General features: G+C 67.7%; 15 protein-coding genes. 11 read left to right on the top strand and 4 right to left on the bottom strand.

The genetic code is table 11. From position 1 onward, the window contains the following. Positions 1–385 precede the first annotated feature (385 nt). Positions 386–928: a hypothetical protein gene (locus ABL840_RS01095; protein WP_093195621.1), complete on the bottom strand. Its 543-nt coding sequence runs from the start codon at positions 926–928 to the stop codon at positions 386–388. A gap of 121 nt (positions 929–1049) precedes the next feature. Between ABL840_RS01095 and ABL840_RS01090 the strand changes: the two genes are divergently transcribed. Then, the gene (locus tag ABL840_RS01090) at positions 1050–2030 is read left to right on the top strand and encodes a LysR family transcriptional regulator (RefSeq protein ID WP_093300547.1); all 981 of its coding nucleotides are present in this window, start codon (positions 1050–1052) and stop codon (positions 2028–2030) included. Between the two features lie 16 nt (positions 2031–2046). On the opposite strand, the gene ABL840_RS01085 is transcribed toward ABL840_RS01090, so the two are convergent. Further along, positions 2047–2220 (bottom strand): hypothetical protein, encoded by a 174-nt coding sequence (locus ABL840_RS01085; RefSeq protein WP_165909565.1) that lies wholly within the window; start codon positions 2218–2220, stop codon positions 2047–2049. Between the two features lie 125 nt (positions 2221–2345). Between ABL840_RS01085 and ABL840_RS01080 the strand changes: the two genes are divergently transcribed. After that, on the top strand, positions 2346–3161 hold the full coding sequence (locus tag ABL840_RS01080) for a metallophosphoesterase (RefSeq protein ID WP_093300546.1): 816 nt from the start codon (positions 2346–2348) through the stop codon (positions 3159–3161). A gap of 72 nt (positions 3162–3233) precedes the next feature. Then, a complete protein-coding gene (locus ABL840_RS01075; protein ID WP_093195625.1) occupies positions 3234–4742 on the top strand; it encodes an amidase in 1509 nt (502 codons plus the stop codon). A gap of 25 nt (positions 4743–4767) precedes the next feature. Here ABL840_RS01075 and ABL840_RS01070 read toward each other — a convergent pair whose 3' ends face one another. Both ABL840_RS01070 and ABL840_RS01065 read right to left on the bottom strand, forming a co-directional pair. Next, entirely contained in the window at positions 4768–5385 is a 618-nt protein-coding gene (locus ABL840_RS01070; protein ID WP_093300544.1) for a TetR/AcrR family transcriptional regulator, read from the bottom strand. Positions 5386–5494: 109 nt separating this feature from the next. Next, positions 5495–6229, bottom strand: coding sequence for a GntR family transcriptional regulator (locus ABL840_RS01065; protein WP_093195627.1), 735 nt, complete (start codon positions 6227–6229; stop codon positions 5495–5497). Between the two features lie 262 nt (positions 6230–6491). Between ABL840_RS01065 and ABL840_RS01060 the strand changes: the two genes are divergently transcribed. The 8 genes from ABL840_RS01060 (at position 6492) to ABL840_RS01025 (ending at position 14285) form a co-directional block, all read left to right on the top strand. After that, positions 6492–7829, top strand: coding sequence for an aromatic ring-hydroxylating dioxygenase subunit alpha (locus ABL840_RS01060; RefSeq protein ID WP_093195628.1), 1338 nt, complete (start codon positions 6492–6494; stop codon positions 7827–7829). Between the two features lie 23 nt (positions 7830–7852). Next, positions 7853–9301: a glutamine synthetase family protein gene (locus tag ABL840_RS01055; RefSeq protein ID WP_093300543.1), complete on the top strand. Its 1449-nt coding sequence runs from the start codon at positions 7853–7855 to the stop codon at positions 9299–9301. 5 nt (positions 9302–9306) lie between these two features. Further along, positions 9307–9630, top strand: a complete 324-nt coding sequence (locus tag ABL840_RS01050) for a 2Fe-2S iron-sulfur cluster-binding protein (RefSeq protein ID WP_093195630.1) — start codon at positions 9307–9309, stop codon at positions 9628–9630. Positions 9631–9741: 111 nt separating this feature from the next. Beyond that, on the top strand, positions 9742–10935 hold the full coding sequence (locus tag ABL840_RS01045) for an ABC transporter substrate-binding protein (RefSeq protein ID WP_093300542.1): 1194 nt from the start codon (positions 9742–9744) through the stop codon (positions 10933–10935). A 51-nt stretch (positions 10936–10986) separates the two neighbouring features. Then, positions 10987–11847 carry a branched-chain amino acid ABC transporter permease gene (locus ABL840_RS01040; RefSeq protein ID WP_093195632.1) on the top strand — a complete coding sequence of 287 codons (861 nt, stop codon included), beginning with the start codon at positions 10987–10989 and terminating at the stop codon, positions 11845–11847. After that, a complete protein-coding gene (locus ABL840_RS01035; protein WP_093300540.1) occupies positions 11844–12806 on the top strand; it encodes a branched-chain amino acid ABC transporter permease in 963 nt (320 codons plus the stop codon). The genes ABL840_RS01040 and ABL840_RS01035 overlap by 4 nt, the downstream gene beginning before the upstream one ends. Further along, positions 12803–13588, top strand: coding sequence for an ABC transporter ATP-binding protein (locus tag ABL840_RS01030; RefSeq protein WP_093300539.1), 786 nt, complete (start codon positions 12803–12805; stop codon positions 13586–13588). Before ABL840_RS01035 ends, ABL840_RS01030 begins: the two co-directional genes overlap by 4 nt. Beyond that, a complete protein-coding gene (locus ABL840_RS01025) occupies positions 13581–14285 on the top strand; it encodes an ABC transporter ATP-binding protein (protein WP_093195635.1) in 705 nt (234 codons plus the stop codon). The genes ABL840_RS01030 and ABL840_RS01025 overlap by 8 nt, the downstream gene beginning before the upstream one ends. The last annotated feature ends 93 nt before the right edge of the window (positions 14286–14378 follow it).

Here is a 14378-nt window from a genome sequence, read left to right as displayed (position 1 = left end):
GCGGAGCCTTGTAGTCTAGCACGATTTTTTCAAATCTCACCAAACTTTCCTGGCTTTTCGCCTCAACCAACTTCTTTCGCAACCCGCAACATTCATCGCAAGTCGCTGAAGCAGTTCGTTTCAGCGAAGCCTTCGATTATGCACCGTTTTTTCAAACCGCGTCAACTTTCGAAGACTTTTTCTTCACCCCATCCAACCACCTCCGAAGAGACCGGCTGGACCTGAACACCAAGAGGTATTCAGCAGCGAAGCCCACGAGTATATGACAGATTTTGAGGTCCCGTCTACTCTTGAGCACTTTTTTGCGCGGAGGCTCTACACCTCCCCTCATAAATGAAGAAAGCCGCCCTCGGGCGGCTTTCTTCATTCAGCGAGACGCTACTTATTAGTAGTAGCGCGAGCTGTTCATGCGACGCATGGCTTCGTACAGCGTGGGCATGCGCACTTCCTGCGAACGGGCGCTCATGCGGGCCAGTGCGTCGATCTTGGCAGCTTCAGCCGCCGGGACAGCGCCTTCAGATTGCTGGCGCCACATCGCGGCTTGCAGATCCTGCATCACGCGCGGATCGTTCTTGGCGGTTTCCAGGAAGCGGGCATCGGCACGGGCAGCAGCGCGGCGTTGTGCGGCGGCGCGCCAGGCGGTGCCGATGGCACCCTGGCTGATCGAACCTGCGAACAGCGCGAACAGGCCGATGGCCGCGACGCAGAACACAGTCCAGACAGCGAGCAGGCCGCCGTCGTTCCAGTTGGAAACGAGCGATTCGGTCACCACCAGGACAGCCGCCGCGATGGCGATGATCAGCAGGGCGATGAGCGGGCGGGCGCCATTGGCACCTGCGCGGGCGGCCTGGATCTGGCCGAACAGGACTTCGGCGCGACGTACGCCGGGGTGGACGGTAGGTTGGTCAACGTGAACGAAGCTGGTCATGATGCATCCCTCCTGGGACAGTGGTAATCAGTGGTGGCGAACAAGGCCGATGTGGTGATATTAGGGCTTACCCTAGTGTTTATCCACTTTATCTTTCTGATGTTTATCATTCACAAGACTGATGGACGTCAACTTTCGCACGCTAGACCTCAACCTGCTCCGCGTCTTCGACGAGGTGATGGCAGAACGCAACCTCACGCGCGCCGCCCGCAACCTGTCGATCACACAGCCGGCGGTAAGCAACGCACTGCGACGCCTGCGCGAGGTTCTTGGAGATGAACTGGTGCGCCGCTCGGGCGCCGGCGTGGAGCCCACGCCGCGGGCGCTCGCCCTCTGGCCGACCGTACGGGACTCCCTGCGCCAGCTGCAGCACACGCTGGCCCCCGGCGAGTTCGATGCCGGCGTCGCCGACACCACCTTCCTGCTGGCTATGGCCGACGCCACGGCGGCCGAGCTCATCCCGGGCCTGGTCCAGATCGCCGAACAGGAAGCCCCCGCCATTTCGCTGCGCGTGCTGCCGCTGACCACGCGCGATCCGCGCCGCATGCTGGAACAGGAAGAAGTCGACATGGCCGTCGGCTACTTCCCGGCGGTGATCGCGAGCCTCGCGGCGCGGGGGCAGTCGGGGGTGGGGGTGCCGTTCGAGACCCAGCGGCTCTACCTGGGTCAATATGTATGCGTGATGCGACGGGGCCATCCACTGGCCGATGCGCCCCTCACGCTGGACGACTACTGCGCCGCCCGCCACCTGCTGGTGAGCTTCTCGGGGCGCCCCTACGGCTTCATCGACCAGACGCTGGGCGCCATGGGACGCGAGCGACGCATCGTAGTAACGGTGAACCAGTTCTTCACGGCGGGCCGGGTGGTCGCCAATTCAGACCTGCTGACCGTGCTGCCCCGTCACTTCGTGACCGTGACCGGCATCGACGACCAGCTGGTGCTGCGCGACCTGCCCTTCGACCAGCCCCCGGTGCACGTCGACGCCATCTGGCACCGGCGCGCCCAGCACGGGCACTCGCACGAATGGCTGCGCAATGCGCTGCTGCGCTCGGCGGCCGCAGCTTTCGCCGGGTCGGTCCTCGGGCAGAAAGTGCCCGGCTGACCGAACCGGAACTGGATCAGCGGACGACGCTGAGCCAGGCGCTGGCTGCAGCGCGCAGTTCCTGGGCGTGATGAGCGCCGCGGCCGGCGCGCATGTCGGCGCTTTCCATCAGTGCGGCGGCGTGGCTGGCCGGGGCATTGGCGCTGGAGGAACGGAAGAAACGGGCCACTTGGGCGATGAGGCTGAACATGATGGTGCGCGGCTCGTGGCTGCGCTTGAGTGGTTGATGTCCCAAGAATAAGGGTTAACCCTAGCAAATCAACCCGGGCTTTATGCGTGTCATGCATGGGGCAATTCACCTAGACTGGCCCGACGATGAAGCTGCAACTGCTGTCCGACCTGCACCTGGAGTCCCATCCCCACTTCCGCGCCGAGCCGCTACCGGGCGCAGACCTGCTGATACTTGCGGGCGACATCGGCTCCTACCAGCAGGGCTCCCGCCTGACCGACACCGATTTCGGCCTGGGCAGGTTCTCGCCCCGCAACGGCTGGCCGGTGCCGGTGATCTACGTGCCGGGCAACCACGAGTACGACAGCGTCGACTTCGACGAGACCCACCAGCGCCTGCGCGCGCTCTGCGACGAGCTAGACATCATCTGGCTGGAGCGCGAAACCCGGGTGATAGAAGGCGTCCGCTTCGTCGGCACCACGCTCTGGGCCGATTTCGACGCACTGGCCGAGCCGACCGACAGCCTGGCCGAGGCGCTCAAGAAACGCGGCAAGGCGATGCGCGCGGCCGATTTCTATCTTGAAAAAGCGGCCACCATGCGTAACGGCGAACTTTTCCTCGCCGCACAGCTGCGCGACCAGGCGCTGGCCTGCCAGACCTGGCTCACGCAAGCGCTGGCCGAGCCTTTCGAGGGCACCACGGTGGCCATCACCCACTTCGCGCCCAGCCTCGAAAGCGCGGATCCGCGCTACGGATTGACACCGGGCACCGCCGGTTTCTGCAATGCGCTCGACGAACTGCTGCCGCAGGCGAGGCTGTGGCTGCACGGCCACCTGCATTGCCCGTCCGACTACGTCAAGAACGGCTGCCGCGTGGTCGCCAACCCGCTGGGCTACGCCCGCAACGGCGAACAGGAAGGCTACAAGCCCCAGCTGCTGATCGAGGTGCCCGGCACCCGGTAACGGTCGGCAACGCCTTGGCAGCCGTCGCTGTGTAGACTGGCCCGATTCCATCTGATCGATGGGGAGCGCGCCATGACGCAGCAGCAGACACAACAACGACGTAACTTCCTGCAGCAGACCGCCGGCGCAGCCGCGGCCACGGGCCTGCTCTCCCTATGGCCGAGGGCCTTTGCCCAAGGATCGACGGAGCCGGCCACCGGCAGGGCCATGGGCCAGCTCTCGATGACCGAGATGTCCCGCCGCCTCGCCGCGGGCAGCCTCAGCAGCAGCCAGCTGGTGGAAGAAGCGCTGGCCGCCATCCAGAACCCCGCCGGCGAAGGCGCGCGCACCTTCATCCGGGTGCACGCCGACTCGGCCCGCGCCACGGCGGCCCGGCTCGACGCCGAGCGCAAGAGCGGCCGCCCGGCTGCCTCGCCCATCGCCGGCATCCCGATCTCGCTGAAGGACCTGTTCGACGAAGCCGGCGTCACCACGCTCGGCGGCTCGATGGTGCTGGCCGGCCAGCCGCCCGCGGCGCGCGACGCCCTCGTGGTCGAGCGGCTGCGGCGTGCCGGCGCGATCGTCATCGGACGCAGCAACACCGTCGAGTTCGCCTACACCGGGCTGGGCATCAACCCGCACTACGGCACGCCGAAGAACGTCTACGACCGCGCGACGGGCCGCATTCCCGGAGGCTCGACCTCGGGCGGCGCAATCTCGGTGGCCGACGGCATGGCGGCCGGCGCCATCGGCACCGACACCGGCGGCTCGCTGCGGATCCCGGCCGCGCTCAACGGGCTGGTGGGCTTCAAGCCGACGCAGCGGCGCATTCCGCTCGACGGCGTGATGCCGCTGTCGACCTCCTTCGACTCGGCCGGCCCGATGGCCTGGACGGTCGAAGACTGCGCCCTGCTCGACGCCGTGCTGGCCGCCGAGCTGCAGCGGCCGCTGCGCGTGCTGCCGATGCGCGGCCTGCGCTTCGCGGTGCCCAAGACCTTCTTCCAGGACGAGCTCTCGCCGCCCGTGGCCGCGGCATTCGCGTCGGCGCTGGCCAAGCTCTCGGCCGCCGGCGCCACCGTCACCGAGCTGCCGATGACGGAGTTCGCGAAGGCGCCGGCCATCAACCCGCGCGGCATGATCACCGCCGCCGAGGCCTTCACCTGGCACCGCGAAATCATCAAGACCGGCGCGGCCAAGTACGACCCGCGCGTGCTGGCCCGCATCAAGACAGGCGAAACCATCACCGCCCCCGACTACCTGCAGCTGCAGGCGCTGCGCCGCCAGTTCATCCGCTCGATCAACACGGCCGCCATCGGCTACGACGCGATGCTGATGCCCACCACGCCCGACATCGCCCCGCCGATCGCCGAGGTTCTGAAGGACGACGACACCTACTACCGCATCAACGCCCGCATGCTGCGCAACCCCTCGGTGGTGAACCTGTTCGACGGCTGCGCGCTCTCGGTACCCTGCCACGACGCGGGCACGGCGCCCGTCGGGCTGATGCTCGCCAGCATCGGCAATACCGATCACCGCCTGCTGGCGGTCGGCGCGGCGGTGGAGGCGGTGGTGGCCCCGCGGCGCGCGCTCGTCAGCAGCTGACGGGGGCTGCCTTCTCGCCAGCCGCTCAGCGCGCGGCCAGGCCGTCGAAGCAGGTCGCGAGCACCAGTTCGACGATCTGCTCGTCGGTCTGCTGTCCACCGGCCTTCAGGAAGCCCAGCACCGGATCGCAGGCGCGCGCGAACAGCGTGTAGAGCACGGCGATAGCCGGCAGCTTCGGGTTGAGCGAGCCGTCGGCCTGCGCCGCCTGGATCCAGCCGCCGAGCCGGTCGCTGATGGTCACGAGGCGGTCGAGGTAGCCCTTGTTGCCCATCAGCGTGGCGCGCAGGCTGGAGTTCTGGTGAGGCAGCAGGGGCATCTCGCCGGCCAGCTGCACCTCCATCGCCCAGCGCACAACTGCGCGCAGCTTGGCGGCCGGCTTGTCGTCGGCCGGCACCGAGGCCAGGAAATCGAGGGTGCGCTGCATGATGCGCACCATCGCGGCGGCGGCCAAGTCTTCCTTGCTCGGAAAGTGCTTGTAGAGGCTGGCCTTGGCGATGCCGACGGATGCGGCGACCTCGTCGACCGTCATCGATTCGAAGCCCTTCTCGGCAAGCAGGCGGTTGGCGGTCTGCACGATGGCCTCTTCGCGGGCCAGCAGCATCTGTTCCTTGAACGAGGTCTTGACGGGGGCGGTGGCGCTCATGCCGGAAATTCTAGTCTTGCCCGTCGCTGGGCAGACGGCACGGATGCCGAAATACCGGACAGTCTATTAATTACCAACCGGTTGCCTTCACTCATCCTCGGCCTCGGTCTCAGCCGCCGCGCCCCTTGGACACCAGCTTGATGCCCGGCATCAGCTCGGCCGCCAGCTCGGGCCGCTCCAGCGCGTAGTCGAGGTTCATGCGCGCGATCTCGACGTGCTCCTCGCCCAGCGCCTGCGCCCGCGAGCCCTGCCCGCGCTCGATGGCCTGCACCATCGCATGGTGCGTGCGGTGCGCCTGCCGCATCCACTGCTGGCCCTCCTCCATCGACGACTGCATCGGCAGCATGGCGCTGGGGGCGGCGAAGGGCTGGCCGCCGAGCATGTCCATCACCCGCTTGAGCGCGAGGTTGCCGCAGCCTTCGATGATCAGCTTGTGGAAGCGGTCGTTCATCTCGACGTAGGCCGCGTAGTCGTCGAGCTCCATGCTCGGCTTGTTGACGGCGCGATCGCCGTCCTCGAGGCAGTCCTTGAGGTCGCGCAGCAGCTGGCGGGGCGCGCCGTCCTCGGCCAGCAGGCGCGCGGCGAAGCCTTCGATCACGCCGCGCACGCGGATGGCGTCGGCCACCTCCTGCGAGGTGAAGCGGCGCATCTGGTAGCCGCCGCTGGGCGACTGCTCGATCAGCCCTTCGTGCTCCAGGCTGGCCAGCGCCAGCCGCACCGGGGTGCGCGAAGCCTCGAGCTTCTCGGCCAGCGGGATCTCGGCCAGCCGCTCTCCGGGCACGAATTCGCCCTTGAGGATCATGTCGCGCAGTTGCACGAGCACGCGGGATTGTTGGGAGTCCATCGGCGAATTCTAGGAGACGAGGCCGGCATTGCACGCAGCGTATTTACGCTGGCTCAGTTGTTGCATGCACTGCTTCACAAGAAGTGTCAAAAACTGACGATACGCTCAGCGTTTACCCTGATTTTCGGCTTTCAAAGCCCCAAATCGGGGCGAAACGGCAGATGAAAGTTTGACCCGGATCGAGGATCACCAACAGAATGCATACAGTTGCATGCAATAGCTGCAGACCTCTTTCCACAGTCCCCACGATGGAGCCCGCACGATGATCAGCGCAGAGCAGAACGATTTCATCACCCGCGTCGGACCCGGCGCCCCTGCCGGCAAGCTGCTGCGCCGCTACTGGCAGCCGGTGGCCCTGGCCGACGAACTGGCCGGCCCGCGCCCGGTCAAGCCCGTGAAGCTCATGGGGCAGGACTTCGTCCTGTTCCGCGACGAGAGCGGCCAGCTCGGCATGCTCGACCGAGACTGCCCGCACCGCGGTGCCGACCTCGCCTTCGGCCGGCTCGAGAACGGCGGCATCCGCTGCGCCTTCCACGGCTGGCTGTTCGACGCCAAGGGCAACTGCCTCGAGACCCCGGCCGAGCCCGCCACCAGCAAGCTGTGCAGCCGCATCAAGCAGTCGGCCTATCCGGTGGTCGAGAAGAGCGGCGTGGTCTTCGCCTACATCGGCGAGGGCGAGCCCCCCGCCTTTCCCGAGTTCGACTGCTTCGTCGCGCCCGACACCCACACCTTCGCGTTCAAGGGCCTGTTCGAGTGCAACTGGCTGCAGGCGCTCGAAGTGGGCATCGACCCCGCGCACGCCTCTTACCTGCACCGCTTCTTCGAGGACGAGGACACCTCCGAGAGCTACGGCAAGCAGTTCCGCGGCGCCTCGGCCGACTCCGACATGCCCATCACCAAGGTGCTGCGCGAGTACGACCGGCCCGACATCAGCGTCGAGCCCACCGACTACGGCTTCCGCCTGAAGGCGCTGCGCAAGCTGTCGGAAGACACCACCCACGTGCGCGTGACCAACCTGGTGTTCCCGCAGGCCTTCGTGATTCCGATGAGCTCCGAGATGACCATCTCGCAGTGGCACGTGCCGGTGGACGACACGCACTGCTACTGGTACGCCATCTTCACCAGCTTCACCGGCCCGGTCGACAAGCAGCAGATGCGCGAGCAGCGCCTGAAGCTCTACGAGCTGCCCGACTACACCTCGCGCAAGAACAAGCGCAACAACTATGGCTACAGCATCGAGGAACAGCTCACCGAGACCTACACCGGCATGGGCGACGACATCAACGTGCACGACCAGTGGGCGGTGGAGTCGCAGGGGCCCATCCAGGACCGCACGCGCGAGCACCTGGGCAGCACCGACAAGGGGATCATCGCCTACCGCCGCGTGCTGGTGAAGGCCATCGAGGCCACGCTCGCCGGCGAAGGCGCGCCGATGGTCATCGACGCCGCACAGGCCGGCGCCATGACCGGCCCGCCCTCCATCGACGGCATCGGCCGCAACGTCGCCGACGAAGCCTCCACCGAGGCCTACTGGCAGGACGCCGACCGCGCACGGCGCCTGAAGTCGGACTGGGCCTCCGCACGCCTGGCCGCTGCCTGACCCGCTCACAGGACGCACGCGCCATGAGCAGCCACACATTCGTCGACCGCTTCGGCCTCTGGAGCGAAGACCAGCACGCGCAGGCCAGGGAGCTGGTGCGCCGCATCGACAGCGGCGAGGTCGACCTCGTTCGCTTCGCCTGGCCCGACCAGCACGGCATCCTGCGCGGCAAGACGCTCGTCGCCGCCGAGGCGCGCTCGGCCCTCTGGGAGGGCGTGAACCTCACCTCCACCCTGCTGGCCAAGGACACCTCGCACAAGACCGTGTTCCCGGTGTTCACCCAGGGCGGGGGCTTCGCCGTCGAGGGCCTGCAGGGCGGCGCCGACTTCACCATCGTGGCCGACCCGGCCACCTTCAAGGTCCTGCCGTGGTCACCGCGCACCGGCTGGGTGATGTGCGACGCCTACATGGCCGACGGCAAGCCCTGCCCCTTCGCAACGCGGCAGATCCTGCAGCGCGCAGTGCGCCAGCTCGACGAGCTGGGGCTGGACTTCATCGCCGGCCTCGAGGTCGAGTTCCACGTCTTCAGGCTCGACGACGCGCGCATGGGCCTGGCCGACTCGGGCCAGCCCGGCGAGCCGCCGCGCGTGTCGCTGCTCTCGCACGGCCACCAGTACCTCACCGAGCTGCGCTACGACCGCGTCGACGGGCTGATGGAGCTGCTGCGCTCGCAGCTCATGGCGCTCGGCCTGCCGCTGCGTTCGCTGGAAATCGAATTCGGCCCCAGCCAGTTCGAGCTGACCTTCGGCCCCACCGCCGGCGTCATGCCCGCCGACACCATGGTGCTGCTGCGCAGCGCCATCAAGCAGGTCTGCCAGCGCAACGGGCTGCATGCCACCTTCATGTGCCGGCCGAAGATCCCGAACGTGATGTCCAGCGGCTGGCACCTGCACCAGTCGCTGCGCCGCAAGAGCGACGGCGTCAACGCCTTCATGCCGGAAGCCGCAAGCGGCCAACCGCTGAGCGAGACCGGCATGCACTACCTCGGCGGCCTCAAGGCGCACGCCTGCGGCGCCGCGGCGCTGGCGAGCCCCACCATCAACGGCTACCGGCGCTACCGCCCCTTCTCGCTCGCGCCCGACCGCGCGATCTGGGCCAAGGACAACCGCGGCGCGATGCTGCGCGTGCTCGGCGGCCCGGGCCAGTCCGCCACGCGCATCGAGAACCGCGTGGGCGAGCCGACGGCCAACCCGTACCTGTATCTCGCATCCCAGCTCTTCTCGGGCCTGGACGGCATCCGCAACCGGATCGACCCCGGCCCCTCGGCCGACGCGCCCTACGAGACGCCTGCGGAGCAGCTGCCCCGTTCGTTGGGCGACGCCCTCGCCTGCCTGCGCCGCGACGAGATGCTCAACGCGCAGATGGGCAAGACCTTCGTCGACTACCTCTGCCACATCAAGGAAGCGGAGATCGCCCGCTTCAACCTGGAAGTCTCGGAGTGGGAACACCGCGAGTACTTCGACATGTTCTAGAACCCATGCCCACGATCCACTACATCCTCAAGGACGGCACCACGCGCGAGGTCGACGCCAAGGTCGGCGCCAGCGTGATGGAGACCGCCATCCGCGGCAACGTGCGCGGCATCGACGCCGAGTGCGGCGGCTGCTGTTCCTGCGCCACCTGCCACGTCTACGTGGACGACGCCTTCATCGACATGCTGCCGCCGCCCGACGACATGGAGAGCGCGCTGCTCGATGCCGTGGCGTCCGAGCGCAGGCCCGGCTCGCGCCTGAGCTGCCAGCTCAGCATCACCGCGGCCTTCGATGGCCTCACGGTGCGCGTGCCCGATACCCAGGTTTGACGCCCCCTCGGGCATCATCGCCCGCTTTGTTTTCACCCGGTTACACGACAGCGGCGCCCGATCGGCGCATCCACTCCACCTGAAAGGCCCTTTTCCATGACGCCAACGACGATGACCAAGAGAACCCTCCTCTCGACCCTGCTGCTGGCCGGCCTCGGCTTGGCGGGCGCCACGGCGCATGCGGCCGGCGAGCCGCTGCGCATCGGCCTCATCGCCACCTACTCGGGCCCCTACGCCGACTACGGCCGCCAGTTCGACGCCGGCATCGCGCTCTACCTGAAGGAGCACGGCGGCAAGGTGGGCGGCCGCACGGTCGAGATCATCAAGAAGGACACCGCCGGCCCCGCGCCCGACGCCGCCAAGCGCATCGCGCAGGAACTCATCGTGCGCGACAAGGTGAGCGTGCTCACCGGCCTGGACTTCAGCCCCAACGCGTATGCCGTGGGCGCCATCGCCACGCAGGCGAAGATCCCGACCATCGTGATGAACGCGGCCTCGTCGGCCATCACCACCAGCTCGCCCTACGTGGCGCGCCTGTCGTTCACCGTGCAGCAGGTCACCGACCCGATGGCGCGCTACATGCTCAAGGAAGGCATCAAGGACGCCTACACCGTGGTCGCCGACTACGCCTCGGGCGTCGATGCGGAAACCGCCTTCAAGAAGACCTTCACCGCCGGCGGCGGCAAGGTCTCGGGCGAGGTGCGCACGCCGATGAACAACCCCGACTTCTCGGCCTACGTGCAGCGCATCAAGGACGCCAAGCCCCAGGCCGTGTTCTTCTTCTTCCCCTCGGGCGTGATGCCGCCGGCCTTCCTCAAGGTGTGGAAGGAGCGCGGCATGGAGCAGGCCGGCATCAAGCTCTACGCCACCGGCGAGGCCACAGACGACAGCTACCTCGACGCCACCGGCGACGTGGCGCTGGGCCTGGTCACCAGCCACCACTACTCCTTCGCACACCCTTCGCCGAAGAATCAGAAGTTCGTGAAGGACTTCGCCGCCGACAACGGCACCAAGCTGCGCCCGAGCTACTTCGCCGTGACCGCCTACGACGCGATGGCCGCCATCGACCTCGCGCTGGCCAAGACCAAGGGCGACACCGCCGGCGACAAGTTCATGGACGCGCTCAAGGGCCTGAGCTTCGAGAGCCCGCGCGGCCCCGTGGAGATCGACCCGGCCACCCGCGACATCGTGCAGACCGTCTACATCCGCAAGACCGAGCGCGTGAACGGCCAGCTGGTGAACGTCGAGTTCGACAAGTTCGAGCGCGTGAAGGACCCGGCCAAGGAAGGCGCCGCAGCCAAGTAGGCGCGCCCTCGTATCCATCGTTCAGCCAGCGAGTCAGCAAGCGGGAAATTCATGGGCATCGTGATCTTCGACGGAGTGGCCTACGGCATGCTCCTCTTTCTCATCGGCGTGGGCCTGTCCATCACGATGGGGCTCATGAATTTCGTCAACCTCGCGCACGGCAGCTTCGCGATGGTGGGCGGCTACGCCGCGAGCGTGCTCATGAACCAGCTCGGGCTGGGCTTCGGGCTTTCGCTGGTGGCCGCCTTCGTGGCGGCCGCGGTCACGGGCGCGGTGCTTGAATTCCTGTTCTATCGCCGGCTGTACCGCGCGCATCCGCTCGACCAGGTGCTGCTGTCGATCGGCGTGGTGTTCGTGTCCATCGCCGCCTTCACCTACTTCTTCGGCCCGACGATGCAGCCCTTCACGCTGCCGCCGGCGCTCGACGGGCAGGTGTCGCTGGCCGGACTGGAAGTGGGCCGCTATCGCCTCTTCCTGATCGTCTGCGGCGTGCTCGTGCTGGCCGCGCTGCTGCTGGGCCTGGGCAAGACGCGCTACGGCGCCATGGTGCGCGCGGCGGTGGACAACCAGCGCGTGGCCGGCGGCACCGGCATCCACGTGCAGCGCCTCTTCTTCCTGACCTTCTCGCTGGGCTGCGGCCTCGCGGGACTCGGCGGCGCGCTGAGCCTCGGCATGCTGGGGCTGGAGCCCTCGTTCCCGCTCAAGTACCTCGTCTACTTCCTGATGGTGGTCTGCGTCGGCGGCGCGGGCACCGTCACCGGGCCCTTCATCGCGGCGCTGCTGGTCGGCATCGTCGACGTGGCGGGCAAGTACTACCTGCCGGAGACCGGCGCATTTCTCATCTACGTCTTCATGATCGTCATGCTGCTCGTGCGGCCGAACGGCATCGTCGCGAAGAAGGGGCTCGCATGAGAGCCCTGAGCCTTTCCCCCGCGCAGATGCGCATCGCCGAAGCCGCGTTCTGGCTCGCGCTCGCGTCGAGTTTCTTCCTGCTTCCCGACAAGCTCACGCTGATGAGCCAGGTCATGATCTTCGGCCTGTTCGCCGTGTCGCTCGACATGGCGCTGGGCTACGCGGGCATCCTCACCGTGGGCCACGCGGCCTTCTTTGGCGCCGGTGCCTACGCGGCCGGCCTGCTCGCGAAGTACGGCTGGAGCGAACCCTTCAGCGGCCTCGTGTTCGCGCTGGCGGTGTGCGGCGCGCTGGGCTACGTGCTGAGCTACCTCGTGGTGCGCGGCGCCGACCTCACGCGGCTGATGATCACCATCGGCGTGTGCGTGCTGCTGTACGAGCTGGCCAACCGGCTCTCGGGCATCACCGGCGGCACCGACGGGCTGCAGGGTGTGGCCATCGCGCCGGTGCTGGGCCTCTTCGAATTCGACCTCTACGGCAAGACCGCGTTCGGCTATGCCTTCGGCGTGGTGCTCGCGATGTTCCTGCTCGTGCGGCTGGTGCTGCGCTCGCCCTTCGGGCTGGCGCTGCGCGGCATCCACGACAGCCGCAAGCGCATGACGGCCATCGGCTCGCCGGTGGAGGCGCGGCTGCGCATGGCCTACGCCTTCTCGGCGGCGGTGGCTGGCGTGGCGGGCGCCCTGCTGGCGCAGACCACGCAGTTCGTCGGCATCGAGTCGATCGGCTTCAACCGCTCGGCCGAGGTGCTCATCATCCTGGTGCTCGGAGGCACGGGGCGGCTGTACGGCGGGATGATCGGCGCCATCGTCTACATGCTGGTGCACGACTGGTTCGCGGACATGAATCCGCAGTACTGGATGTTCTGGCTCGGCATCTTCCTGATCGCGGCCGTCATGCTGGGACGCGGCGGCATCATGGGCGCGCTCTCGCGCTTCGTGCGCACGGGGAAGGCGCGATGACGAACACCACGCACTCCCTGCGCACGCAGGGCCTCGGCGTGCGCTTCGGCGCCTTCCAGGCCGTGGGCGACGTCAACCTCTCGCTCGAACCCGGCGCGCGGCAGGCGCTGATCGGGCCCAACGGCGCGGGCAAAACCACGCTCATCAACCTGCTGACCGGCGTGCTCAAGCCCACCAGCGGCAGCATCCACATGGGCGGGCTCGACATCACGCGCCTGCCGGGCGACAAGCGCGCACGCATGGGCCTGGCGCGCACCTTCCAGATCAACACGCTGTTCCCTAGCCTCACGCCGCTGCTGTCGGTGGTGCTGGCGATAAGCGAGCGCGAAGGGCTGGGCGCCACCTGGTGGCGGCCGCTGAAGGGCTGCACGGCCGTGTTCGACGAGGCGCACGCACTGCTGGGCACGCTGAAGCTCGACAGCCTCGCCGACGTGCCCGTGGCCGAGCTGGCCTACGGCAAGCAGCGGCTGCTCGAGATCGCGCTCGCGCTCGCGGCCAAGCCCCGCATCCTGCTGCTCGACGAACCCGCCGCCGGCGTGCCGGAGGACGAGAGCGGCGAGCTGTTCGAGGCCATCGCGGCGCTGCCGCGGGACATCAGCGTGCTCTTCATCGAGCACGACATGAAGCTGGTCTTCCGCTTCGCGCGCCGCATCTCGGTGCTGGTGGGTGGCCGCATCCTCACCGAGGGCACGCCTTCGGAAATCGGCGCAGACCCGCGCGTGCGCGAGGTCTACCTGGGCAGTTCGCACCTCCATCACCACCCACACGACCAACATGCCTGAAGCACTCGCCTTCGACAACGTCACCGCCGGCTATGGCAACGCCGTGGTGCTCGACCGGCTGGCTTTCTCCCTGCAGCAGGGCGAAAGCCTCGCCATCCTCGGGCGCAACGGCGTGGGCAAGACCACGCTGCTCGAGACGCTGATGGGCAACACACGCGTGATGCAGGGCGCGATCCGCTGGCAGGGCACGGACATCGTGCGCTGGCCCTCGCACCAGCGCGTGCGCGCGGGGCTGGGCTGGGTGCCGCAGGAGCGCGAGGTGTTCCCCTCGCTCACCGTCGAGGAGAACCTCACCGTCATCTCGCGCCTGGGCGGCTGGAACCTCAAGCGCGTCTACGACTTCTTCCCGCGCCTGCGTGAGCGCCGCGGCAACTACGGCAACCAGCTCTCGGGCGGCGAACAGCAGATGCTCGCCATCGGCCGCGCGCTGATGACCAACCCGAAGCTGCTGCTGCTCGACGAGCCCATGGAAGGCCTCGCGCCGATCATCGTGGAAGAGCTCGCCGCGGCGATCCGCCGGCTGTGCGAGTCCGAAGGGCTCGCCTCGATCGTGGTCGAGCAGCATCCGGTGCTCGCGCTGGAGATGACGCACAAGGCGATCGTGCTGGAGCGCGGCACGGTGGTGCACGCGGGGCCGAGCGCGGAGCTGGCGGCCGACCAGGAATTGCTGGAAGGCTTGCTGGGCGTCGGGGTCTGATTGCAGGACACCGCGGAACCGGCTTTGCCGGGCCGCAGGTGTCGCCCCCGGCGAGGGGGTTGGCGAAGCGACACGAAGTGCGCGAAGCCTGGG

Source organism: Variovorax sp. NFACC27 (assembly GCF_048301545.1).
In the GTDB taxonomy this organism is placed as follows: domain Bacteria; phylum Pseudomonadota; class Gammaproteobacteria; order Burkholderiales; family Burkholderiaceae_C; genus Variovorax; species Variovorax gossypii.
The sequence above is the reverse complement of the archived record's forward strand: the minus strand, read 5'-3'. Positions and strand labels throughout refer to the sequence as shown.